The sequence below is a fragment of the Hydrogenophaga atypica genome (genome assembly GCF_042665215.1).
Classification (GTDB): domain Bacteria; phylum Pseudomonadota; class Gammaproteobacteria; order Burkholderiales; family Burkholderiaceae_C; genus Hydrogenophaga; species Hydrogenophaga defluvii_A.
Genome location: NZ_JBHTCA010000004.1, coordinates 346,972 through 369,831 on the forward strand (window position 1 = coordinate 346,972; position 22,860 = coordinate 369,831).

27 protein-coding genes and 1 other RNA gene are annotated in these 22,860 nt (G+C 65.6%); 8 read left to right on the forward strand and 20 right to left on the reverse strand.

Features of this window, described 5'->3' with window-relative positions:
- Positions 1–75 precede the first annotated feature (75 nt).
- Positions 76–693, forward strand: coding sequence for a pyridoxamine 5'-phosphate oxidase family protein (locus ACFQPB_RS08410; protein WP_382221810.1), 618 nt, complete (start codon positions 76–78; stop codon positions 691–693).
- A gap of 16 nt (positions 694–709) precedes the next feature.
- Here ACFQPB_RS08410 and ACFQPB_RS08415 read toward each other — a convergent pair whose 3' ends face one another.
- Positions 710–1,372 carry an SOS response-associated peptidase gene (locus ACFQPB_RS08415; RefSeq protein ID WP_382221813.1) on the reverse strand — a complete coding sequence of 221 codons (663 nt, stop codon included), beginning with the start codon at positions 1,370–1,372 and terminating at the stop codon, positions 710–712.
- Positions 1,373–1,527: 155 nt separating this feature from the next.
- Here ACFQPB_RS08415 and ACFQPB_RS08420 point away from each other — a divergent pair, with 155 nt between their 5' ends.
- From ACFQPB_RS08420 to ACFQPB_RS08435, 4 genes are read left to right on the forward strand one after another with little or no spacing between them, the layout of a single operon-like run.
- Complete coding sequence (locus ACFQPB_RS08420; protein WP_382221816.1) at positions 1,528–2,283, forward strand: pseudouridine synthase; 756 nt, start codon at positions 1,528–1,530, stop codon at positions 2,281–2,283.
- 9 nt (positions 2,284–2,292) lie between these two features.
- Entirely contained in the window at positions 2,293–2,766 is a 474-nt protein-coding gene (locus ACFQPB_RS08425) for a YeeE/YedE family protein (protein WP_382203590.1), read from the forward strand.
- Positions 2,763–3,185 (forward strand): DUF6691 family protein, encoded by a 423-nt coding sequence (locus tag ACFQPB_RS08430; protein WP_382221818.1) that lies wholly within the window; start codon positions 2,763–2,765, stop codon positions 3,183–3,185. Before ACFQPB_RS08425 ends, ACFQPB_RS08430 begins: the two co-directional genes overlap by 4 nt.
- 52 nt (positions 3,186–3,237) lie before the next feature.
- The gene (locus ACFQPB_RS08435) at positions 3,238–3,384 is read left to right on the forward strand and encodes a hypothetical protein (protein WP_382203586.1); all 147 of its coding nucleotides are present in this window, start codon (positions 3,238–3,240) and stop codon (positions 3,382–3,384) included.
- A gap of 17 nt (positions 3,385–3,401) precedes the next feature.
- Here the strand turns inward: ACFQPB_RS08435 and ACFQPB_RS08440 are convergent, their stop codons facing one another.
- Both ACFQPB_RS08440 and ACFQPB_RS08445 read right to left on the reverse strand, forming a co-directional pair.
- Entirely contained in the window at positions 3,402–4,586 is a 1,185-nt protein-coding gene (locus ACFQPB_RS08440; RefSeq protein ID WP_382221820.1) for an NAD(P)/FAD-dependent oxidoreductase, read from the reverse strand.
- 83 nt (positions 4,587–4,669) lie between these two features.
- Entirely contained in the window at positions 4,670–5,668 is a 999-nt protein-coding gene (locus tag ACFQPB_RS08445) for a LysR family transcriptional regulator (protein WP_382221822.1), read from the reverse strand.
- Between the two features lie 205 nt (positions 5,669–5,873).
- Between ACFQPB_RS08445 and ACFQPB_RS08450 the strand changes: the two genes are divergently transcribed.
- Genes ACFQPB_RS08450 through ACFQPB_RS08460 form a run of 3 tightly spaced genes read left to right on the forward strand, consistent with a single transcriptional unit; the run spans position 5,874 to position 9,540 of the window.
- A complete protein-coding gene (locus ACFQPB_RS08450) occupies positions 5,874–6,854 on the forward strand; it encodes a TAXI family TRAP transporter solute-binding subunit (protein WP_382203581.1) in 981 nt (326 codons plus the stop codon).
- Positions 6,851–7,345, forward strand: a complete 495-nt coding sequence (locus tag ACFQPB_RS08455) for a DUF1850 domain-containing protein (protein WP_382221824.1) — start codon at positions 6,851–6,853, stop codon at positions 7,343–7,345. The genes ACFQPB_RS08450 and ACFQPB_RS08455 overlap by 4 nt, the downstream gene beginning before the upstream one ends.
- A 20-nt stretch (positions 7,346–7,365) precedes the next feature.
- Entirely contained in the window at positions 7,366–9,540 is a 2,175-nt protein-coding gene (locus tag ACFQPB_RS08460) for a TRAP transporter permease (RefSeq protein ID WP_382221827.1), read from the forward strand.
- Between the two features lie 18 nt (positions 9,541–9,558).
- Here the strand turns inward: ACFQPB_RS08460 and ACFQPB_RS08465 are convergent, their stop codons facing one another.
- From ACFQPB_RS08465 to ompA, 17 genes are all read right to left on the reverse strand, one after another.
- Entirely contained in the window at positions 9,559–10,815 is a 1,257-nt protein-coding gene (locus ACFQPB_RS08465; RefSeq protein ID WP_382221830.1) for an Hsp70 family protein, read from the reverse strand.
- 840 nt (positions 10,816–11,655) lie between these two features.
- Complete coding sequence (locus tag ACFQPB_RS08470; protein WP_382221833.1) at positions 11,656–14,610, reverse strand: DUF927 domain-containing protein; 2,955 nt, start codon at positions 14,608–14,610, stop codon at positions 11,656–11,658.
- Positions 14,607–14,891 carry a helix-turn-helix domain-containing protein gene (locus tag ACFQPB_RS08475; protein WP_382221836.1) on the reverse strand — a complete coding sequence of 95 codons (285 nt, stop codon included), beginning with the start codon at positions 14,889–14,891 and terminating at the stop codon, positions 14,607–14,609. The genes ACFQPB_RS08470 and ACFQPB_RS08475 overlap by 4 nt, the downstream gene beginning before the upstream one ends.
- Complete coding sequence (locus tag ACFQPB_RS08480) at positions 14,873–15,178, reverse strand: hypothetical protein (RefSeq protein WP_382221839.1); 306 nt, start codon at positions 15,176–15,178, stop codon at positions 14,873–14,875. Before ACFQPB_RS08480 ends, ACFQPB_RS08475 begins: the two co-directional genes overlap by 19 nt.
- Positions 15,175–15,399 carry a helix-turn-helix transcriptional regulator gene (locus ACFQPB_RS08485; protein WP_382221841.1) on the reverse strand — a complete coding sequence of 75 codons (225 nt, stop codon included), beginning with the start codon at positions 15,397–15,399 and terminating at the stop codon, positions 15,175–15,177. The genes ACFQPB_RS08480 and ACFQPB_RS08485 overlap by 4 nt, the downstream gene beginning before the upstream one ends.
- A gap of 178 nt (positions 15,400–15,577) precedes the next feature.
- Entirely contained in the window at positions 15,578–16,285 is a 708-nt protein-coding gene (locus tag ACFQPB_RS08490) for a hypothetical protein (protein WP_382221844.1), read from the reverse strand.
- Between the two features lie 126 nt (positions 16,286–16,411).
- Positions 16,412–16,693: a hypothetical protein gene (locus tag ACFQPB_RS08495; protein ID WP_382221847.1), complete on the reverse strand. Its 282-nt coding sequence runs from the start codon at positions 16,691–16,693 to the stop codon at positions 16,412–16,414.
- A 3-nt stretch (positions 16,694–16,696) separates the two neighbouring features.
- On the reverse strand, positions 16,697–16,975 hold the full coding sequence (locus ACFQPB_RS08500) for a hypothetical protein (protein WP_382221850.1): 279 nt from the start codon (positions 16,973–16,975) through the stop codon (positions 16,697–16,699).
- Positions 16,972–17,229 (reverse strand): hypothetical protein, encoded by a 258-nt coding sequence (locus ACFQPB_RS08505; RefSeq protein ID WP_382221852.1) that lies wholly within the window; start codon positions 17,227–17,229, stop codon positions 16,972–16,974. Before ACFQPB_RS08505 ends, ACFQPB_RS08500 begins: the two co-directional genes overlap by 4 nt.
- A complete protein-coding gene (locus tag ACFQPB_RS08510) occupies positions 17,226–17,465 on the reverse strand; it encodes a hypothetical protein (protein ID WP_382221855.1) in 240 nt (79 codons plus the stop codon). The genes ACFQPB_RS08505 and ACFQPB_RS08510 overlap by 4 nt, the downstream gene beginning before the upstream one ends.
- Positions 17,466–17,780: 315 nt before the next feature.
- On the reverse strand, positions 17,781–18,005 hold the full coding sequence (locus ACFQPB_RS08515) for a helix-turn-helix transcriptional regulator (RefSeq protein WP_382221858.1): 225 nt from the start codon (positions 18,003–18,005) through the stop codon (positions 17,781–17,783).
- The gene (locus ACFQPB_RS08520) at positions 17,998–18,276 is read right to left on the reverse strand and encodes a hypothetical protein (RefSeq protein WP_382221860.1); all 279 of its coding nucleotides are present in this window, start codon (positions 18,274–18,276) and stop codon (positions 17,998–18,000) included. The genes ACFQPB_RS08515 and ACFQPB_RS08520 overlap by 8 nt, the downstream gene beginning before the upstream one ends.
- Positions 18,277–18,901: 625 nt before the next feature.
- A complete protein-coding gene (locus tag ACFQPB_RS08525) occupies positions 18,902–20,146 on the reverse strand; it encodes a tyrosine-type recombinase/integrase (protein ID WP_382221863.1) in 1,245 nt (414 codons plus the stop codon).
- A gap of 194 nt (positions 20,147–20,340) precedes the next feature.
- Positions 20,341–20,729: a transfer-messenger RNA gene (ssrA, locus tag ACFQPB_RS08530) on the reverse strand.
- A gap of 13 nt (positions 20,730–20,742) precedes the next feature.
- The gene (gene gph / locus ACFQPB_RS08535) at positions 20,743–21,414 is read right to left on the reverse strand and encodes a phosphoglycolate phosphatase (RefSeq protein WP_382221866.1); all 672 of its coding nucleotides are present in this window, start codon (positions 21,412–21,414) and stop codon (positions 20,743–20,745) included.
- The gene (ubiG, locus tag ACFQPB_RS08540; RefSeq protein WP_382198448.1) at positions 21,411–22,127 is read right to left on the reverse strand and encodes a bifunctional 2-polyprenyl-6-hydroxyphenol methylase/3-demethylubiquinol 3-O-methyltransferase UbiG; all 717 of its coding nucleotides are present in this window, start codon (positions 22,125–22,127) and stop codon (positions 21,411–21,413) included. Before ubiG ends, gph begins: the two co-directional genes overlap by 4 nt.
- A gap of 69 nt (positions 22,128–22,196) precedes the next feature.
- On the reverse strand, positions 22,197–22,850 hold the full coding sequence (gene ompA / locus ACFQPB_RS08545; protein ID WP_382221869.1) for an outer membrane protein OmpA: 654 nt from the start codon (positions 22,848–22,850) through the stop codon (positions 22,197–22,199).
- Between the last annotated feature and the right edge of the window lie 10 nt (positions 22,851–22,860).

Here is a 22,860-nt window from a genome sequence, read left to right on the forward strand (position 1 = left end):
GCAAATATAGACGCAAGCTGGCACAACGGAATCTGCCATCATGCCGCGCATGTCCAACCCATGACAGCGCCGCCCATGACCATCGACACCCTGGCCCAACTTCGCGCCCTCTACGACCCCGCCCGCGAGCGCTCGGTCCACAAGGAGATGACCCAGCTCGACGTGCATGCCACGCGTTTCATTGGCCTGTCGCCGCTGCTGGTGGTGTCCAGCGCCAACGCCGTGGGTGCCATGGACGCGTCGCCGCGCGGCGGTGCGCCCGGCTTTGCCAAAGTGGTGGACGCGCACACCCTGCTCATCCCCGACGCGCCCGGCAACAACCGGCTGGACACGCTGGAGAACATCGTCGCGACCGGCCAGGTGGGTTTGCTGTTCCTGGTGCCCGGCGTGGACGAAACCTTGCGGGTGAATGGGCGCGCCGTTTTGAGCGCCGATGAAGCCGACCGCGCGCTGTGCACCGACGAGCGCCGCGTGCCCAAGCTGGTGATACGGGTGACGGTGCAGGCCGCCTACCTGCACTGCGCCAAGGCCTTGATGCGCTCCGCCCTGTGGGACGCGAGCCGCCACGTGGACCGAGCGGTGCTGCCGAGCATGGGCGAGATGCTGCGCGACCAGGTGGGCGACCGCATGGGCGCCGACGCGGTGTTCGAAACCCAGGCGCAGATGTTGGAGCGCTACCGGCAGACGCTGTAGCGCCGACACGTGGTGGCTACTTTTTCTCCACCGGATTCGCCGTCAGCCAGTTGGCCGCATACGCGCGCATGAACTCGCGCGCCTTTTCGGGGTGCGCCACGTTGAGCCACGCGTCGTAGGCGCCCTCGCCCAGGATCACCGGCATGCGTTTTTCGCTGCCGGGGTGCTGGTAGCGGTGCATCAGCGCGTGGTTGTTGGCGTTGAGGGTGAGCAGCGTGAAGCTGATGATCTCGGCCCCATCGGCACCGGCCCAACGCTCCCACAAGCCGGCCAGGCCCATGGGCTGACCGTCCACGCGGGCAATGCGGGTGGGCACCGGTTTGCCGCTGCGCAGGTCGTCCTCAAAAAACGCCATCATGGGCACGATGCAGCGCTGGCCCTTGAGCCAGGCATCGCGAAAGTTCTTGGAGGTGGTGACCGTCTCGGCGCGTGCGGTCACCAACTTGGGTGAACGCAGCTTGGCGTCGGACGCCGACTTGACCCACGGCGGCACGAGGCCAAACTGCCCGGCCACCAGTTCACGCCCCGTCGCCTCCTCGCCTTCGCTGGGCGTTTTGCGAATGAAAACACCGGGCTTGCGCGGCCACATGTCGCGCGGCGGTGCCTCGGCTGGCGCCGACAGGCCAAAGGCTTCGGAGTACAAGGCGGCGTTTGGGAGCGATTCGTAGTGGACAGTCATGTGACCATGCTAGCCGACCGCCATCCGGCCCTCCAAGTTGTACCCACAGACTGTGAACGGAGCTGTGGACAAGCACGGGGACATCTGCGCGAGACCGCGCCAACATTGGGCCGGCGGGGCGTGCTCAAATCGTGGGCAGTCCCTTGCTTTTGACCATGAACAACCCCTTGACCGTGCTCTGGCGCGACGACCACCTGGTGGCGGTGCACAAGCCCGCCGGCTGGCTGGTGCACCGCACCGGGCTGGACGCGGGCGAAACCCGTTTTGTGCTGCAAACCCTGCGCGACCAACTGGGGCAACTGGTATACCCGGTGCACCGGCTCGACAAAGGCACCTGTGGCGTGCTGCTGATGGCCTTGCACCCGGAAGCCGCACGCCGCCTGGCCCAGGCCTTTGAGCAGCACACGGTGCACAAGCGTTACCTGGCCCTGGTGCGCGGCTGGGCGCCCGAAGCAGCGCAGGTGGACCACGCCCTGCGCCCCGACGATGCGCCACCCGACGCCCCCGCGCAGCCCGCCCAGACCGACTTCAAGCGCCTGGCCTGCCTGGAATGGCCGGCTGCGGCCGACACGCGCCACCCCACCACCCGCGCCTCGCTGGTGGAGGCCCTGCCCCACACCGGGCGACGCCACCAGATCCGGCGCCACCTCAAGCACCTCGCCCACCCCATCATTGGCGACGCCACCCACGGCAAAGGCCCACTCAACCGTTGGTGGGCACAACAACTGGGGCTCCAGCGGCTGTGGTTGCACGCCCAGTTGCTGCAACTGGTCCACCCCTTTAGCGGCGAGGCACTGCACCTGCACAGCGGCTTGCTCGCACCGGGCGCCACGGTGCCCCACCCTGATCTGCTGGACTGGCAGCGCCTGTTACAACTGCAGGGGGTATGGGTAGGGCAGGCCAACGGATAATCGCGCGCCATGGAAATGACACTCAACCTCTTCCCCCTGGGCTGGCAGCACTACCTGCTGGGTGGCCTGTTCATAGGTGCCGGTGTGGCACTGTTGTTCGTTTTCACCGGCCTCGTGGGTGGCATGAGCAGCGTGTTTTCCAGCACCTGGTCTTACGTGGTGCGGCGCCCCTACTTTCAGCAGGCGCGCTACACCGATTCGCGGCTGTGGCGCCTGGTGTATGCGGCCGGCCTGGTGCTGGGCGCGCTGCTGTGGTGGCTGGCGCTGGGCGACGGCACGCCCGGCAGCACCAGCGTGCCGGTGTGGCAGTTGGTGGTGGGCGGGTTTCTGGTGGGCTATGGCGCGCGCCTGGGCAATGGCTGCACCTCGGGCCACGGCATTTGTGGCCTGGGCTCGCTGCAATGGCCCTCGTTGGTGGCGGTGCTCACCTTCATGGCCACGGCCTTCATCACCGCCAACCTGGTGGCGAGGTGGTTGCCATGAAAGCGCCCCACATGACCCCGGGCCAACTGCTCGCCGTGCTGCTGGCGGGAGCGCTGTTCGGTTTCGGGCTGGCGCTGTCCACCATGGTTCAGCCTGAGGTGGTGCTGAGTTTTCTGCGCCTGAGCGATTTCGGCCTGATGCTGGTGATGGGTGGCGCCGTGGTGGTCACGCTGCTGGCCTTCAAGCTGCTGCCGCACATGCTGAAACAGCCGCTGCAGGGTGGCCACTTCCACTGGCATGTGGCCCACATGAACCGCGACACGGTGTTGGGCGCGGCCGTTTTTGGCATCGGCTGGGGCCTGTGTGGCGTGTGCCCCGGGCCCGCAATTGCCGGCCTGGGCATCGGCAACTGGGACCTGTTGTGGGCGCTCGGTGGCATCACCCTGGGCGCCTTGGTGCAGGGGCTGCGGGCGCGGTAACATCGCCTGCTGGTGCCACATTCGGCACCCCACCCACACACACGGAGGCCCCATGGCCAAAGGCGAACAGCGAAAAGAGAAGATGGTCAAGAAGCCCAAAAAAGACAGCGGGCCTCGCGACACCCCGTCGGGCGCATCCGACCGCCCGGTGGCACCCACCACAGCGGTGATTCCGCGCGGCAAGATCAAGGACAAATGAGCCTGCGGCGATCCTGCTCAGGACACAGCGCCCTGCCCATAGGCGCCCTGCAGCAGGCGCCCACCTCTGAAACGCGCCAGCGCGTAGGGCGCCAGCGACACATCGGTGGGCAGGCCCAGCGCGGCCTGTGCCAGCACCCGCCCCACGGCGGGCGACAGCTTGAACCCGTGGCCTGAAAAGCCAAACCCCACCACCAGGCCCGGCACGTCGGGCACCGACCCCAACACCGGGTTCCAGTCGGGGGTCACGTCGTACACGCCGGTCCAGGCCGATGCCAGGCCAGCCTCGGCAAACGACGGAAAACGCTCAGCCACCTGCTCGCCCAGCTCGGCCACGTAGTCCATGGGCACGTCGCCTTGTTCGTTGTCGGGGCCGGCCAGCACCTCGCCTGCGGTGCCTTCGCTCACCAACATCTGTCGCCCACCGTAGCTGCGGCAGTACAACATGCCGGGCGAGCCCAGGTCTTTGTAGACCGGCATCTGGTAGCTGTAGGCCTCAGGGCCTTCGAGCGCAATGACGCGGTGGCGCTCGGGTGCCAGCGGCACGTGGATACCGCTCCAGGCATGCAACTCGCTGGCCCACATGTTTTGGGTGCTGACCACCACCGGGGCGTGGAACACGCCGGCATCAGTGACGACCCCAGTGACACGGTCTCCGTCGCGCACCAGGCCTTGCACCGCCACGCCCTCCATAAAACGCACGCCCAACCGGCGCGCCGCACGGGCATAGCTGGTGGCCACCAAGTAGGCGTCGGCAAACCCGGCTTCGGGCTCGAAGCCGATGAGTGCCGCATCGTCGAAACGGCAGATGGGCAGGCGCTCAGTGGCCTGTTGCGCGTCAAGGTATTGGATGGGGATGCCACGCGCCTGCTGTGCCGCCAGGGCTTGGCGCAAAGGTGCGAGCTTGGGGCCATCGGGCACGGCGATGAGGTAGCCACACTTCACCAGACCGGCCGAGGCGTCGTCGTCCTGCAGCAGCTCGGCAAAGTGTTCGAAGCTGTGCCAGGACCGCTGTGCCAGCTCGATGTTCTCCACCACTGAATAGTGGGTGCGCAAGATGCCGCTGGATTGCGAGGTGGTGCCCGCGCCGATTTGCCCGCGCTCCAGCACCAGGACGCGGCGCTGCCCCAGCGCTGCCAGGTTCCACGCCACCGATGTGCCCACCACACCGGCGCCGATCACAATCGCATCCCAAGTTGCCACAGCGGCCTCCGTATCAAACAGAGCGCCAGCTTATGCGGGCTGCGCGAATCCGCGGTTTGTTTTGTGCCGGTTGAAGATTTGCATCAAGGAATCGCTGCGCTGGGCGCCGCGTCTTCGATGCTGATCATCTCTGGCGGCAGCTTGAGTTCGACGGTGATCTGGCGCTGCAGGTCGCGCGCGGCCACCCGCACCATGGCGGCGATGTCGTTGGCCAGCGGGCCCAGTTCGTCGGGCCGAAACACCAGCCAGAAGGTGCGCGACAACGGCGGACACGGTTTGCCCTGCGATCGCAGCGCGGACAGCGGCATCAACTGCACACCCTGGGCGTGAAAACGCGATTGCCACAGGCACAGCGGCGTGGTCAGTGCAATGCCCAGGTCTTCGCTGACCAGGCTCAGCAGCGGGTCGGTGGCATCGAACTCAAACACCCGTTCCACCCCAGGTGCGTGCCTGCCAAGGTAGGCGTCCACCAAGGCGCCCATCTTGGAGCGCGTGCTGTAGTTCATGAATGGGCGCATGCCATGCAACTGGGCCAGCGAAGCCAGCGGTGGCACCTGCAGACGGGGCGGCAAGGCCAGCAAAAACTGCTCGGAAAACAGCGGCACACACAGCTGGCCGGCCACTGGGCGGGGGTCGTCGGTGGTCACCAGCACATCGAGTTGGTGTTGGCTGAATTGGTCGGCCAGCTCCGGGTTGATGCCTGACATCAGGCGCAGGCGCTGCACCCAGCCGGCCAACCCACGCACCATGGCGGGGCCGATGGTGGCGGCAAACGAATCGACACAACCCAGGCGCAGCAACGAGCGTTTGTTGCGGCTCAGCAGGCGCACCGCGTCGGCCATCTGCCCGGCACGGGTCAGCAGATCGCGAGCCTGCTCATACAGGCGCTGGCCACTGGCGGTGGGCCGCGCGGGGCGGGTGGAGCGGTCGAGCAGGGAGGTGCCAAAACCATCTTCAAGCTGGCGCACATGCTGGGACACACCCGCCTGCGAAATGCCCAGGCGCTGCGCTGCGGCAGACACCGACCCGCTCTCCACCAGCGCCACCCAACTGCCCAGCTGTTCCCACGAAGGCGGCGTCACCTTGTCGGGCTGGCGCTTTTTTCGAGGTGGGAGCGGGTCGCTTGTTTTGGGATTCTTGATATTGAGCATCAGATTTGGCGAAGCCTGGGAGACCATGCACGTTCGGCTCCACACTGTAGCCGCCCTGGCTGGCCAGACACCTTGGCGCAAGCCGCCACCTCTGGTAAGTTGTGTGTTCCCCTCCCCAACCCGAAGGAAGAATCGAATGACATTCAATCGACGCATTGCCCTGACCCTGGTGGCCGCTGCCACCGCCTCCGTTGGACTTGTCGGCACCGCCGTGGCCCAACAACGGGTGTTCTTCGGTATTGCCACCGGCGGCACGGGTGGCACCTATTACCCCTTGGGCGGCATGTTGGCGCAGTTGATTTCCAACAAAGCGACGGTGGACGGCAAAAAGATCACCGCCACCGCTGAAGCGGCAGGTGCCTCGGTGGGCAACGCCAAGCTGCTGGGCACCAAGGACATCGAGTCGGCCTTCGTCGCAGCCGACATCCTGGACGCCGCCTACAACGGCAAAAACCAGTTCGCCAATGCGCCGCTGAAAAACCTGCGCGCGCTGGGCGCGCTGTACCCCGAAACCGTGCAGCTCATCACGCGCGCAGACTCGGGCATCAACAGCGTCAAAGACCTCAAGGGCAAAAGCATCTCGTCGGGCGCCCCCGGCTCGGGCCAGTACCAGCTGGTGACGGACCTGCTGCGCGTCAATGGCATGGCCCGCACCGACGTGAAGGAAGACAGCTCGTCCTTCACCCAGGCGGTGGACAAGATCAAGGACGGCAACCTGCACGCCACCTTGATCACCGGCGGGGTGCCGGTGGCCGCCGTGACCGACTTCGCGCAAAGCCACGCGCTCAAGGTCATTCCCCTGAGCGGCCCGGAAGTGGACGCCCTGCTCAAGGAACAGCCCTACTACACCAAGGTGGACCTGCCCGCCAACAGCTACAAGGGCCAGACCGCAGCGGTGCCCACCCTGGCCGTGATGGCCATCTGGGCCAGCCACGACGGCGTGCCCGAGAACGTGGCCTACGAGGTGACCAAGGCGTTGTACGAAAACACGGCCATCATGGGCCAGGTCCACGTGCAGGGCAAAAACATTGCGCTCAACACCGCCACCTCAGTGGCCAGCGTGCCGCTGCACCCCGGTGCCGTGCGCTACTTCAAAGAAAAAGGCCTGGTGAAGTGAGTCGGGCACGGCGCGGTGCCTTGCTGGCACTGGCGCTGTGCCTGCCACTGATCGGCCAGGCCTGCGAGCTGGTGCTCAGCGAGCACCGCAGCCAGCGTGAGTTGATGCGCCTGCCGCTGGATCCAGCCCAGCCACGTGCCGACGTGGCCTTCACCCACTCGGTGCTGGGCACGCCCGTGCTGGACCGCTACGAGTGGCGCACAGGGGCCAACGGCTGGCGTGCACACCTGGTGGAAGAGCAGTTCGATGGCGAGGGCTACGGCCTGCCATCGGCGCCGGGGCCCGGCGAGCGGCTTGAACGTGTGCAGTCTGGAGAGCGCGGCTTTTCACGCCTGACGCTGGACCGTGTGGTGGCGCCGCTGGTGGTGCGCCCGCTGCCCGCCCAGCACATGCGGGTGCAAGTGCCCGGCCACGCGCCGGTGCTGCTCGGCGACCTGAGCGCCCAAGCCATTCAGCTGCGCGCGCGTGGCTGCCCAGACACCGCCCAATGAACCGAACAACGAGAACAACCATGAGCACCACCCAAGCCGAAGTCGATCGCCTGATCGAACAGTTCGACCCCGAAGCCAGCTTCCGCCGCCTGACAGGTTGGAGCGCCAAAATCGTGTTGGTGTTGTGCGCGGGCCTGGCGGCCTGGCACTACTACACGGCAGGCTTTGGCCTGCACAACGAGATTGCCCACCGCGCCATCCACCTGACGGTGGTGCTGGGCCTGTGTTTTCTGGTGTTCCCGCGCCAGAAGCGCCTGCCGGGCCCGTGGGAGTGGCTGGTGTCACTGGGGCTGGTGGCGTTCTACCTGTTCATGGGCACCCAACTGCTGGCCGGCCTGAACGAGCCGGTACCGGACGGCATGCGTTACGCCTTCATGGGTGTGCTGGTGGCCATTGCCGGCCTGGCCCTGCCGTTTCGGGCGTACGACGGCAGCACCACACACATACCGTGGCGCGATTGGGTGTTCGCGGTGCTGGCCTCGGGCATTTCGCTCTATTTGCTGGTGTTCTTTCAAGACATCTTCATCGAGCGGCCCGGCAACCACACGCCACTGGATTTGATGATGGGCGTGATTGCCATTGCCATGGTGATCGAGGCCACACGCCGGACCATGGGCATTTTTCTGCCGCTGCTGGCCATTGCCACCATCTTCTATGGCTTGCTGGGCCCTTACCTGCCCGGCGGCCTGGGCCACCGGGGCTACAGCCTGCCGCGCATCGTGGCCCACCTGTACAAGGGCACCGAGGGCATCTACGGCATACCCGTCGGTGTGGTGGCCACCTTCGTGTTTCACTTCGTGCTGTTCGGCATCATGGCCCAGCTCACCGGTCTGGGGCAGTTGTTCGTCAACCTGGCCACCATTGCGGCCGGGCGCTTTTCGGGCGGGCCCGCCAAGGTCAGCGTGGTGTCTTCCGGTCTGTTCGGCATGATCTCCGGCTCGGCCATTGCCAACACCGTCACCACCGGGGTGATGACCATTCCGCTGATGAAAAAGGTGGGCTTCCAGCCCCGCTTTGCGGCGGCGGTGGAAGCCTCGGCGTCATGTGGCGGCCAGATCACGCCACCCATCATGGGTGCGGCCGCATTCATCATGGCCGAAACGCTGGGCATCCCCTACAACCAGCTGATCCTGATCGCCATCGTGCCGGCCATCCTGCACTACTTTGCCATTCTGTACATGGTGCACCTGGAGGCCAAGCGCCTCAAGCTGCGTGGCATGGACCCGTCGGAGATTCCCAGCATCGGCCTGGTGCTGCGCAGCTCCTGGCACCTGTTCATTCCGCTGGTGGTGATGGTGACCTTGCTGCTGATGCAGTACACCCCGTTTCTGGCGGCGTTTTGGGGCATCACCCTCACCGTGGCGTGTTCGTGGATCCCGCGCCTGCTGGGCCCGTTGGGCAAAGGCATGACCGGCATCGCCGTGGGGCCACGCGCGCTGGTGCAGGGCCTGGACATGGGCACCAAGGCCGCGCTGGGCATTGGTGCAGCCTGCGCCTGTGTGGGTTTTGTGCTGGGCATCACCACACTCACCGGCATGGGCTTCAAGTTCTCGGCGTGGGTGGTCGATGTCTCCAGCGTGGCCGCGCAGGCGTTGGTGGCGCTGGATGTGTTCCAGTTGCTCGATCTGAAGCAAGTCACCATCCTGTTTGGCCTGCTGTTTACCGCCATCGCCTGCATCATCATGGGCTCGGGCGTGCCCACCACGCCCACTTACATCATCCTGGCCGCCATCGTGGCGCCCGCGCTGGCGCAACTGGACGTGCCACAACTGGCCACCCACTTCTTCGTCTTCTATTTTGGTGTGCTGGCCGACGTGACACCGCCCGTGGCGCTGGCCGCCTTTGCGGCGGCAGGCATTGCCCGCAGCGAACCCATGCGCACCGGCATGACCGCCTTCCGGCTGTCCATGGGCAAGGCGCTGGTGCCGTTTGCCTTTGTCTATTCGCCCTCGCTGCTGCTGCTGGACTTCACCTGGCCGGCCTTCTTGCTGGCGGCCACCTGTTCGGTGGTGGCGGTGATGGGCTTGGGCGCCGCCTACACCGGCTATGTGGCACGGCCCATCGGAAAAGCGGGCTTCTGGATACTCAACGTGTTCTCGCTGTCGCTGATTTTTGCCAACCCCTGGGTGGCGGCCGTCAGCATCCCGGTGGTGCTGGGCGTGCTGCTGTACCACGCGCGGCCGCAGGCCGCGTAGCGGGCGGGCCTACACCCGTCAGATCCGGGTGTAGGCCAGGCCCGATGCGACGCCGCCGAACAGGTCGCCTTCAACCAAGGGCACGCCGTCGAACGCGGCTTGCAGCGCTTGCTGAAAAGGCCGCAGTGCCGATGAGCCGCCGGTCAGGTACACCGCGTCGAGCCCGGCCATGGCCAGCCCCGCTTGTGTCACACAGTCGCGCGCGCACGCCACCACCCTCGCCAGCTGGCCGGCCAGTTGGTCCGCCATGTCGGCCGCCGCCATGGGCGCGGACAGCCCACGTGCAATGCAGGACAGGTCCACCTCGGTGTCGCCACCCGACTGCGAGCAGCGGATCTTGGCCAGTTCCACCTCGTGCGCAATGTGGTGACCGTGGCGCTGGCGCAGCACCTCCATCAAGCGCACGTGCAGCGCCGGATCGGCGTAGTTGGCTCGCAGCGCCTGGGCCTGGCTGATGGCGCGCGGCTGGTACAGCCACTGGATCAGGTGCCAGGTGGAGAGGTCGAAGAACACGCGGCTGGGCACCTCGCGGCCTTGTGGCCCCAGGTGGCGGTAGCCCAGCAGCGGCATCACGTTTTCCAGGCTCAGTTTGTGGTCGAAGTCGGTGCCACCAATGTGCACACCGGTCGTGGCCAACACATCGCCACTGCGGTCGGTCAACGCCATGCGCTGCGGCCCCAGGCGCACCACCGTGAAGTCGGAGGTGCCGCCACCGATGTCCACCACCAGCACCGTGGCCTCGCGGGTGAGGCGGCGCTCGTAGTCCAGCGCGGCGGCAATCGGCTCCAGTTGGAACAACACCTGCTCAAAACCCACCGCAAGGGCGGCGTCCAGCAGCGACTGCTGCGCCTGCGCATCGCGCTGCGGATCGCCATCGACAAAAAACACCGGCCGCCCCATCACCACCTGGCGCGGCGCGTGGCCCAGTGTGGTGGCGGCGCGGTCACGCAAGGCCGCCAAAAACGTGGCCACGATGTCCTGGAAGCTGACCTGCTGGTGGTTGATGACGGTGGTTTCCAGCAGCAGCGGGCTGCCCAGCAAGCTCTTGAGCGAACGCATCAGCCGCCCTTCGGTGCCACTGAGGTACTGCGCCACCGCGTCGCGACCGAAGTGAGTGCTGCGGTCCTCGGCGTTGTAGAACACCGCCGTGGGCATGGACACCGCATCGCCCTCCAGCGGAATCAGGCGCGCCACGCCGTGCGCATCGGCCCACGCCATGGCCGAATTGGAGGTGCCGAAGTCGATGCCGAGCGTGCCGGGCTGCAGAGAGGTCATGAAAACGGGCCGTGGAACGGCAAAACAAGAAAAAAGACCAACTGGCGAACCGGTTGGTCTTAGGTGTGATGGGCTGGGGTCAATTGAAAGAACCTCTGAAACCCGCATGAAATAACGATTCTTCGTTTTTCATCTGGCCGCTGTACCCCCATTTGTACCCCCGCTTTGTCTTTGGTACCCCCATTTTTGAGGTGTGGGCACCAGCACAAGACCGGGGCGGGAGTGTACCTCCCTGCCATCGTCGGCCAGCACCAGGTCGGGCAGCAGCCCGGAGCGCATTCACCTGGCCACTGATGTGGGGAGTACCCCCCCTCCCAAAACCCTCGCGCACAAAAATCCGGGGGACCGATCGGTCTAGGACATGGGCGCCCAGACTTGTTTACCCCCTCCCCCCTGTCCATTTCGCGGCGCCGCGAATGAAGGGGACCGATCGGTCTAGGGGGTGTGCGTCTCAGACCTTCGCAACCCCCCTCCCCCGCGCCTGGCCCACCACCAGGCCAGCGCCGAACAGGCGCCAAAAAGCCCCGGCCAGACACCCGGCGCGGGGCTTTTTCTTTCGGCTCTTGTTCTTTTTTACCGGGGACACCGGGGACAAATCGGAAAAACCCGCGTAAGTCCTTGTCACCATTGAGGAATTCTGTCCCCGGTGGCACCGGGGACAAACCCAAAACAGCCGGGGACACCGGGGACAAATCTTTCCGGGGTCGTTCGCACACGTCCAGCACTTGACCGGGCGCCCTGTTCCTTGGTGCTGGAACCCTCACAAACCGGGCACAGCAGCGCGAAAAAAGCCCCGGCCGCCCCGCCTATCGGCGGCCCAGCAAGCCCCGCAGGCAGGGCCTACAGATCAAGGTCGAAGATGTTGGCAGTGATGCGGTAGCACCGGGCCAGGCCCACACCGGGCAACCGTTCCTTGACGCTGTGCCGGCCCTTCTCTTTGACCACCAGACAGCCATGCTCTGCCAGCACGGCGGCCACGGCCTGGGCGTCGAAGCCTTGGCACAGCTCACCCTTGAACACCTCGGACAGCACGAAGTATTCGACCGACACACCTTCACCGAACGCGGCCGGCATGCGGTCGCCATAGTCTGCGGCGTGGTCGTGGTTCGTCTTGATGGGCTCGCCTCGGTCGTTGATCATGCGGCGCAGGCCGGCGCGGTGCAGGGTCTTGCTGTTGTGGTCGTCGGCCGCACGGTGCCACCAGGTGAAGCGCCCTTCCCCGTGCGCCTCCAGGAAGCGGCGCACCTGGCGCAGCATGGCCGTCACCTCGCCATTGCCGATGCCACCACGTGCGGCCAGCCAGGCATTGAAGCAAGCACGGGCGGCGCGTTCACTCTCACCCACTGCCCAGCCCGTGAGGCCCGCAGCGGTGGCCAGTTCACCGGCCGCGCCCACCAGGGCAAAGCGGGCGCCTACGCGCTCGACCTGGCCGCTGGCGGCCTCGGGCACGATCTGGCCGGCCAGGCGCCCCGCAGCGTCTCGAATGCGGGCCTTGAGGCCGTCTGCGTTCTCGGTCAGCCACTGCAGCCAGGCGCGGCCCGTGGCGCCGTACACAGTGCCCGCCTGCCCCACCACCTGGCGCGAGAAGGCGGCGCCACCGTCCAGGCCATGCAGGCTCTCGAAAGCCCCCAGCCCCTGGCCAGCGTCGGCCGGTATGTCGGCCATGCGCACTTCTTGGCCGGTGCGGGTGCGCTTCATGCCTTCGGCCATGTGGTCGGCCAGGCCCAATTCGCCAGCACTGAGGAACAGCAGGCGCCAAGACAGACGGGCACGGGCCGCACCGCTGCGGGTGGACCGGGCCTTGCTCTGTTCGTTGGCCAGCATGTAGGCGCACTCCCCGGCCGTCTTGGGGTCCACCTGGGCCAGCTCGTCCAGGATCAACAGCCCGTCGCAGTGCTGGGCCGCAATGGCCTCCAAGGCGTTGTCAGTTGTTCGCCAGCGCTGCAGGTAGCTGGGGCCACCGTACACGCTGGCGGCCACCTTCAGGGCCGTGGTCTTGCCGCTGGAACTGTCGCCACGGAAGTGAAAGCCCCCACTCTCCACACCACCAGGGCGCAGCAGCGGGCCGGCAAAGGCACAGGCCACCGCGAACACCAGGCGCGAATTGCCGGCGCAAAGGGCGCCCACACGCTCCCGCCACTGTTCGGCCGTGCCCTTCACGCGGAAGGTGTTTTCCTGGGCGTTCTCGCTCTGAAACACGATGCGCTCGGCATCGTCGCCCACGGTTTCATGGGGCAGCACAAAGGCGCGGCCGTGCCAGCCCACGCGGTCGGTGCAGGTGGCGTAATCGTCGGGGCTGCGGGTTTGGATGTACTGCGTCAGCAGGTTGCGGGCGCGTGGGCTGGTGGCAATGCGCAAGCCCATGTTCAACAGCGTGGCGCGGTATTCACCGCCGTCGCCGGCCAGCATGCGGGCGGGCATGGCCCATTGCTTGGGGCGGCCCAGCGGGTCGGCAAAGTTCAGCAGGTAGCCCCAGCCGTGGCCGTCTTGGTCGCGAGTCAGGGCCTCCACATCGAGGCGGCTGCACACCCATTCGGGCTTGGTCGGTTCGCCGTCCTTGTCCACTCCACGGTGGAACACGCCTTCATCCACCACCATGAAGCGGTCCCACTCGGGCGCGGGCTTGTCGGGTGGCGATTCAGGCGCACCAGGTGGCGCAGTGGGAGGCGCAGGCGGGCCGCTGGCGCCGTTTGTTGGGGCTGGCCCAGCCCTGCCCTTGGACCTGGCCTGTTTCGCGTCCTGGGCGGCTTGCTGTTCGGCCGCGTGGGCATCAATGGCGGCCTGCACAAGCCCCCGCACGGCATCAAGCCCAGCGGCACCGCCCACGTGTTGGTGTAGGTCGTTGAAGTCGCTGCCACCATCGGGCAAGCCCTCGGGCAACACCACCAGGCCGCGCACCGCCTGGGCCGCTGCGCTGGCCTTCATGCGGCCGGGGTTGGTGCCGGTTTGTGCCTCGGTGTCGCGGTCGTCGTCGCCACACACCACCAGCAGCGCGGCAGGGTGCGCCTGGCGCAGGGCACGGGCCACGTGCTGCAGGTTGCCGGCATCAAACGCCACCGCCACGGGGTAGCCCGTGGCTTCAAACAGGCTGGCGGCCGTGGCGTAGCCCTCAGCAACCAGCAGCACGGCCGGCGCGGTGCCCACGTCGCCCACCAGGTGAAAAAGCCCCGACTTGCGGCCACCCTTGCCGAACAGCTTTTCCGGCGCACCGCTGGCGGGTTTCTCGGGTGCGATGCGCTGCAGGTTCCACAGCGTGCCGGCCGCATCGCGCACGGGCACCAGCAGCCAGCCACCAGGCGCGAATCGCACCCCGTGGGCCTGCACACCCTTGCGCACCAGGTAAGGGCTGGCGCCGGCCTCGCTGGCGGCCTCCCACTGCGCCAGCGCATCGGCAGCGGCGGCAGCGTGGCGGGCCTCGGTGTCGGCCTGTTCCTGGCGCTGGCGCTCTACCCGCTGGCGCTCGCGTTCGGCCAGCTCGGCAGGCATGGGCGCGGCCGGTGCCTGGCCGGCCTTGGGCAGCGTGAAGCCGTGTTCCTTGGCGAGGTGCAACAGCGTGGCCACGCCCACACCGCCACCGGCCTTGATGCTGCGCCAGGTGGAGCGCACGCCGGCTTTGTCGTAGCGGTCGGCATCGCTGGCGCTCCATGCGTCGAACAGGTCGAATCCCGTGCCGTCCGGGTATTCGGCCTTGATGGCCATGCCCACCCGCGCCCATTCATCGCGGGGCAGGCCAGCCGGCACGTAGGCCAGCGCAGCGCGGATCAGTTCGGGCGTGATAGGCGTGTGAGAGTTCATGCGTTCAAGTCCAATTCCCTCTGTCGGTCGTCTTTGCCGTGCAGCACATACAGGGCCACGCGGTTGACACTGCCGTCAGGGTTGCGCTGGTCGGTCCATTGGGTTTCGATCTGGTGGCCTTCGGTGCGCAGCTCATGGATGCGGGCCGTGGGGTCGGGGGCGTGGCATTGCCGGATCAGTTGTGCCCCCGTTGCGGGGCTTTGCCGCAGCGTGGCCAGGATGGCGGCCCGTTGTGAGGCAATGCCGTTGTAGGGCCTGGCGGTCAGCACTTCGGCAGACATGCCGCCCCCTTGCCCAACTGGCGGGCACGGTGCAGCACCTTGCCCGCTGCCTTGCGGTACTGCTCACGGTGGAAGGCGGTGCGGCCGTGGTGCTGTTCCACCATGCCGAAGCTCTCCAACAGGCGCGGCATGTCGTCGGCCGCAATACCCACGCCAGCTTCAACACGGCCGGCCAGGTAGGCAGCAAAGCCCCGCACCAGGGTGTCAAGCATGCTTTCAGCCGCCGCGCAGTGCCGGCCCTCGCAGGCCAGCTCACCGGCCAAGGCTTCCAGGTGGGGCGCCTTCATTGCACAGCCCCTTCGGTGATTCGGGCCTGAATCCAGGTCAACACGGCGGCCTCACTCCACACCGCCATGCGGGCAGTGATCTTTGTGCGTGCGGGGAATTTGCCGGCCTTCATGAGGTCGTAAATCGTGGTCTTGGATGTGCCAGTGAGAGCCACCACTTCGGGTAGGCGCAGAAGACGATCACGGGGCACAACGGGTTTCTGAGCGTGGACAAGTTGCATGGTCGGTTCCTTTGCGTATCCGCCCTGATGCGTCACGGTTCGGACGGGGCGTGAAGGAATTACCGCGTAAGCAAGGATTGCCCGCCTATTGCTTTTTCTTTGCCGCCCGCAATGCAGCGGCCCGCCTCGCAAGTGCGCCAGGCACCAGCAAGGAAAAGCAAGGAAGCAAGCAAGCCGTCTAGCGGCTCAATTGGTTGGCCCAACCGTATTTCGGCGGGCGCCCATTGCCGCCAGTGCTGCCGGTCGGTTTCAAGCCCTCAGTGACATTGCGCACCGCGAATTCACGAAGGCCCAGCACCTTGGCCACGGCAGAAATGCTGGTCTCGTTCACAGCATCGGCCACCACCTGCTTATCAGCCTGTTTCCACCGCGTGCCCTTGACAGCTTTTCGGTCTTTGGCCACTTGTTCAAGCGTTCTCTTTTCGCCCGAAGGTTGCGCCAATTCGTCGCGCCAAGACTCCAATGTCTTTCGCAGGTTAAAGCCGATAGGCATGGAATCAAGAAACTCCTGCAAGTGCCCCATAGACAGCACACAGTCAGCGGGCGATTCCTCACGCCCCAAAGGCAGCAAACACACGGGGTGCAACGTAATGACTTCGCCTCGGGAGTGCGCAACACTCAGCGCACGCGCCCACCTGTTTACGATAAGTTTGGCGGTCGCATCCGATGGTTCTTCGGGTCCTATAACCCACAAAACCACCGCCAGAAACTGCACAGGTGTCAGCACACACCCCTGGCTAGCTGGTGCAGCCCATTCCACCCACTTGTCCAGGCAGCCAACGACCTGCCGCCAAAGCTGGTCATCCTCCGGCACAGCATCAGGCTTCGGCGCAGCATGCGCAGCGCCATCAACACCCACCAGGTGGGGCCCGTCTTGTTTCGTCATTAGCATTCCCGTGGATGCGCCCCTGAAAGAAAGCCCCAGCAGGCGGGCAGGGAGCTCCCGCTTTTCGGTTCGCGGGCCTAGCTGGGGCCTGTTCATTGTGCAGGCGTGTGCGGTGGCGTGCATGGTTCAGCCCTCCACCGTTCGGGCTTGGCAGGGCCTGGGCAGCAGCCAGGCGGCGGCATCAAAGCCCACCACTGCGGTGCGTTCACCCAACTGTGCGCTGGCCAGCTCAGACAGCCAGCCCACGCGCTGCGCGGCGTGTTCAATGGCGTCCAGGTAGGCGCCCAATGCGTCACCATCGGCGCCGGTGTCAAACGCCTTGCCGGCCAGCGTGGCGATGTTGCAGGCGCTGCTGGTGATCTCACGCACCAGGGCGCGGGCCTGTTCGGGGTTGATGTGCTCAGACATGGGTCAGCCCTCCAGGTCCAGCATCACGCCAAGACGGCAATACAAGCCGTCCAGCACCAACGGTGCCGCGCCAGCGTATTCGGTCCACTGCAGGCGCTGTTCGGTCCAAGCGTCCAACAGGCGCCCCATGTTCGGGTCACGCCGCGCCCCGTTCTCAAGATCGCGCAGCACCCGCTCGGCCTCCACCGCAAACGCAGCTAGGCGCAGCGTGGCGCGTATCTGCGACAGCTCCCAATGCTCGGTTTCAGACAGTGGGGGTTTGACTTGTTGGGCTTGACTCATGACAGCACCCCCACACCCTCAGCGGCACGCAGCGGCGCCACGTGGGCCGCTTGGTGCGTCCACATGGCCACGGGCGCAGCGGCCAGCCAGCGGCGCACGATTTCACGGCCCACCAGCTCGGCAAAGTGGCAAGCGTCACGGTCGCCAAAGGGCGCGGGGTTGGCCTGGGTAACGTGCCACAACTGCGCCAGGTGTTCGTCCGTGTAGTGGGGCAGGCGGGCGCTGTCCAGGTCGAAGGCAATACGCAGTTTCATGGCTGCACCCCCACTCCATTGACGCACTCGCTGGCCCGTTTCAACAGCGTGGCGGCCCTTGTGGCGCGGGCCGTGGCCAGGCGCAGGGTGGCGGGTGTGGCGTCCAGGCGGCGCAGTTCGTGCAGTGCGGTGGACAGCGCGTTTTCGGCTTGCACGTGCAGGCCGATCAGCTCGGGGGTGGAAGGCAGGGGGAAAGCGGCGGCGCGGCGGCCGGCCATGGGAATGACCGTGGTCATGGGGTAAGGCTCCTTTTCGAGACTTCAAACCCACACGCAGCCTTTCGACGGGCAGCGGGTGGACGGGATGTTCGAAACACGGCGAAAAGTCCGTGCGCCAGGTGTTGCCACTCTGGCCATCCCGCCCAAAACCTTGGCGGCCCGCTGGGGGCGCACCTGGGGCACGGCCTGGGGCCATGCGCCGGAATATGGACGTGACAAAACCTCGCTGTCGGGGAGGTTGCACCGCTTTTCGTAAGGTGTTTCGAGCACCGGGCCTTTCGGCTTGCCCGCACTGTAGCACGGCGGGCGGCTGGGCGCCAAGGTGGCAGGCGATCAGTGCCGGGCTTCCCACGCCATGATCTCGGACAGCAGCCACTTGCCGTCCTTCCCTGGCCGTGGGTACTGGCCCAGCTCCAGGCGTCTGGTCAGCGTGTTGCGGCTCACGTCCAGACGCAAGCACACCTGTTCACGCGTCAAGCGTGGGCCGATGTAGCGCACCAACAGGTCAACAGCTTCACGCAGGCGCCGCAGCTCGGCAAGGATTGCGGCGTCAGTCATGTGTCGGGGGCTCCAGGTAGGCGGCATGCAGCCGCTGCAGGTCTTGCGCCAGCCAGCCGGCCGCCTTGTCGGTGGTGGGCACCTGGGCCACGGCGTGCAGGCGCTTCACGTCCAGCAACAGGCCAAGGTGCTGGGGCACCCATGCGGGTATCTCCACGCCCTCGGTGCGCCAGCGGCTGGGGGTGTTGCGGTGTAGGCCAGTCATGCGGCAGAAGTCGGCCACCTTCCAGCCAAGGGCGGCCAGGGCCGCGTCGAATTCATCAAGGGTCACGGGTTGCACCTTTCCTCTGTGTCGGTGATGATAGCGGGTTTGCCCGTTAATGTGCCGATACGTATTTTTTCGCACACTATTGAACATAACGCCCGTCGTAGAATATGCGAAATGTGCACAACTTTTGCACATTATCGGGAATATTCAATCAAATCAAGGGCTTGCGCACCTTATCCACATTGCCTGTTTTTCGTGCAAATCATCGTGTGCATGCGTCTGCTGTTCGCCTGAAAAGTTATCCACAAGGCACCGCCAGCACGCCGGAAAGACGGCGCCAGGGGAAGGCCCTCCCGCGCTCATTTCCGAGAACGTCCGCACAAGTGAAGCCGGCCAGGCCGGAGGCTTGAGGGAGGGGGAAAACCGGGGCTTTATAGGTATGAATGAGTGAATTTCTTTCACATACTGATACTGTCCCCGCTTTGTTCCCGGTTTGTCCCCGCTTTGTCCCCGGTGCCCTACCCCAGCCAAACCCGCATCAATCCTCACTTCTTCGTTTTTGTCCCCGGTGTCCCCGGTGTTTTGGCTGGAAAGGTGCCGAAGCAAATCACCCAGCACCCCACAACTGGCGCAAAAAAGCCGCCTCGGTGGGCGGCTGGCTGGTGCTTTTGGGTGGGCCTGGGGCTTGTCAGGCGGCCCGCTGGGGCAGCGGCACCACCTGGCCGCCCTGGCGCAGGGTGTCCAGGTAGTCGGCCCACTGCTGAATCTGTGCGTAGCGCTGGGCCAGGTACTTGGTGCGGTTGTAGCTGCGGCCGTTGGCATCCTTCACAGCGTGGGCCAGGTTGGCTTCGATGGCCAGTGGATCGAGGTCGAGCTGATCCACCAGCATGGTGCGGGCGCTGGCCCTGAAACCGTGCCAGCTCTGTTCCTTGCCCACGCCCAGCCCGTACAAGGCACTGCGCACTGAGTTGTCGGACATGGGCCGCTCGTGGTCGCGCTGGCCGGGGAAAACGTAGCGCCCCCGGCCGGTTAGGGGCTCCAGGTCGCGCAGCAGGGCCACGGCCTGGGTGGGCATGGGCACCACGTGGGGTTCGCCCTGCTCTTTTTCGTCCTTGGTGCGCTTCATCTTGGCGCTGGGGATGGTCCACAGGGCCGCGTCCAGGTCCAGTTCGGCCCATTCCATCATGCGCAGGTTGCCGGGGCGCTGGTACAGGATGGGCGCCAGCAGCAGGGCGGTGCGCACGATGGGGCCGCCCTTGTAGGCGTACATGCCGCGCAGCAGCTCGCCAAAGCGCTGGGGCTCCACGATGGCGGGGAAGCTCTTGCCCCGGTAGGGGGTCAGGCGCTTTTTCAGGCCCTCGGTGATGTTGCGCTGTGCCTTGTCGGCCGTGGGGAGCCAGTATTCCCACACCTGGCGGGCCAGCATCAGGGCGCGGTCGGCCGTTTCCACGGCGCCGCGTTCCTCCACCTTCTGCAGCACGCTCAGCAGCTCCATGGGTTCAACTTCGGCCATGTGCCGGTCGCCCAGCCATGGGAACAGGTCGCGCTCCAACTGGCGGCGGGTGCGTTCGGCGTGGCTGGGGCTCCAGCCGTCCACCTGTTTGCCGTGCCACTCCAGGGCCACGGCCTTGAAGGTGTCGCCACCCTCGCGGGTGCCTTTGAGCTTGTCCAGCTTTCGGGCCTGTACCGGGTCCACCCCGGCCGCCTTCTGCAGCTTGGCGGCGTCACGGGCCTTTCGGGCGGCGGTCAGGCTCACATCGGGGTAGCTGCCCAACGCGAGCTGTTTTTCCTTGCCCTCGGTGCGGTACTTCAGAAACCACCGCTTGGACCCAGCGGGGCTTACCTGCAGGTACAGGCCGCCAGCGTCGGCAAATCGGGCCTGCTTGCGATCTGGCGGGCACGTGGCGTTGCGGCATTGGGCATCGGTCAGCATGGGGTACAGCTCCAGGCGGTGGGGGTACAGAAGCCCAAATTCTAGGGGGTATGGCCATTTGCACCCCCATCTGTACCCCCGCTTTGGTCTGGCTGCAAGCGAACTACCCCGGACCTATGCGAACGACAAACCCTTGATTTCCCAATGAAAAAGGGCGTTCACCGGATGTTGGCGAACGCCCTTGGACGTTGTAATGGTGGAGCTGGGGGGAATTGAACCCCCGTCCGCAAGCCTTCTTCGAGCAGTTCTACATGTGTAGCCGTCTGTTTTGGATCTCGCTTCCCACGCCGCGCAGTGGCACGCTGCGTGGGACGCCAGCAACCTTGAGTCTCGACCGACGGCAAGTTGCCCGACGCCAGTCCAGCCAAATGAAATTACCCCGCAGCCTGGACTGTGTTGCCTTGCGGCACCACAACCCTTGCCCAGCCTATTGGCTTGCTGTTGCGAGGCTCACGCGCAATTAAGCGGCGAGTGCGAAACGTTCGTCGTTTGCAGTTAGTTTTTTTCTGCTGATTAACGAGGTGACAGAACCTCGACATGCCCTGCTGCGCGTCCGAACCCACGTCGAAACCAGTGCAGCCCCTGAGATCCCTAGTTTAAGCCATACGCAACAATTTCAAGAGCTCGTCGGGCCGGGCGATGACAGCGTCTGCATTCCAAGCCGCCACATCGGCCGCTGCACCGAGGTAGCCGTACCGGGCGGCCACCGTTGGCATGCCAGCCGCACGCCCAGCCAGGATGTCGCGCTCGTCATCGCCCACATAGACACATTCGGCAGCATCCAGCCCCATGCGACGCGCTGCTTCAAGCAATGGCGCCGGGTGGGGTTTGGGGTGGGGCGTGGTGTCGCCACAGACCACAGCACCGGCCGCCGCAAACAGCGGCATGGCCGCGGTGAGGGGCAAGGTGAAGCGCTCGGCCTTGTTGGTGACCACGCCCCAGGGCAACCCGGCGGCCTGCAAGTTGGCCAGCATCTCGGGCACTCGGCCAAAAGGTCGCGTGAGGCGGGTCATGCGGGCCTCGTAGTTGGCAAAAAACTCCTGCCGCAAGGCCTCGAATTCCGGGTGGTCGGTGCCGTGCCCAAAAGCCACGGCAATCATGCCGCGGGCACCCGAGCCAGCCATAGGCCGGTAGTTTTCAAGCGGCAAAGAGGCCATGCCCCGCGCCACGCGCATTTGATCGGCAGCCGCGCCCAGGTCGGGCGCGCTGTCGATCAGCGTGCCGTCCAGGTCGAACAGCACAGCCCGCACGCCAGCAAATCGGCTCACACAGCCACCTTGCGCGTGGCGATGAGGTAGTTGACGCTGGTGTCTTGGTTGAGCCAGTACCGGCGGGTCAGCGGGTTGTAGGCCATGCCCTTGCTGTGTTCAAGTGTGAGATCGGCGCGACGGCAGTAACCCGCCAGCTCGCTGGGGCGGATGAATTTGGCGTACTCGTGGGTGCCACGCGGCAACAGGTTGAGCACGTATTCGGCGCCGACGATGGCGAACATGAAGGATTTGGGGTTGCGGTTGAGGGTGGAAAAAAACACCCAGCCGCCAGGCTTGACCAAGGTGCTGCAGGCCGCCACCACCGACGCGGGATCGGGCACGTGCTCCAGCATCTCCATACAGGTCACCACGTCGAACCGCGCTGGGCTCTCGGCGGCCAGTGCTTCGGCGGCCACTTCGCGGTAGGTGACGCCTTGGGTTTGCGCTTCCAGTGCGTGCAACTGTGCCACGCGCAAGGCCTTGGTGGCCAGATCGATGCCCAACACCTCGGCGCCTTTGCGCGCCATCGAATCGGCCAAGATGCCACCGCCGCAGCCCACATCCAACACCTGTTTGCCGGCCAAGCCACCGGCAAGCTGTTCGATCCACGCCAGCCGCAGGGGATTGATCTGGTGCAAGGGCCGAAATTCACTTTCGGGGTCCCACCAACGGTGGGCCAGGTCGGAAAACTTGGCCAGTTCGGCCGGATCGGCATTCACAGTTGCATTCATTGGGGAATTATCCCTTGCGCCATAAAAAAACCGCGCCAAGGCGCGGTTTTTTCGGAGCAATCCAGAGGATTACTTGTTGGCGCGGGTGCCGACCACTTCGATTTCCACGCGACGGTTCTTCGCACGGCCTTCTTTGGTCTTGTTGTCAGCCACGGGCTGGGCTTCGCCCTTGCCTTCGGTGTAGACGCGGTTGGTTTCGATGCCCTTGGACACCAGGTAGGCCTTCACAGCTTCAGCGCGCTTGACCGACAGCTTCTGGTTGTAAGCATCGCCACCCACGGAGTCGGTGTGACCCACAGCGATGATGACTTCCAGGTTGATGCCCTTGACCTTGGAGGTCAGGTCGTCCAGCTTGGCCTTGCCTTCGGGCTTGAGCACAGCCTTGTCGAAGTCGAAGAAGGCGTCAGCGGCGTAGGTCACCTTGGAGGCGGCAGCCGGTGCTGCGGGAGCAGCAGCAGGAGCAGGAGCGGGGGCCGGTGCCGGAGCAGGAGCGGCTGCAGGAGCCGGGGCGGGAGCCGGAGCAGCGGGCACGATGGCGCCGTCGCAACCTTGAGCGGCGGTGGCGGGGGTCCAGGAGGCGTCGCGCCAGCACAGTTCGTTCGTGCCGTTTTTCCACACCAGTTCGCTGGTGCCGTTGCGCCAGTTGTCGACGGTCTGTGCACCTGCAGCAGTTGCCAGCGCAGCCGTTGCGAACAGCATTGCCACTTTGTTCAGTTTTTGCATGTTTTCCTCT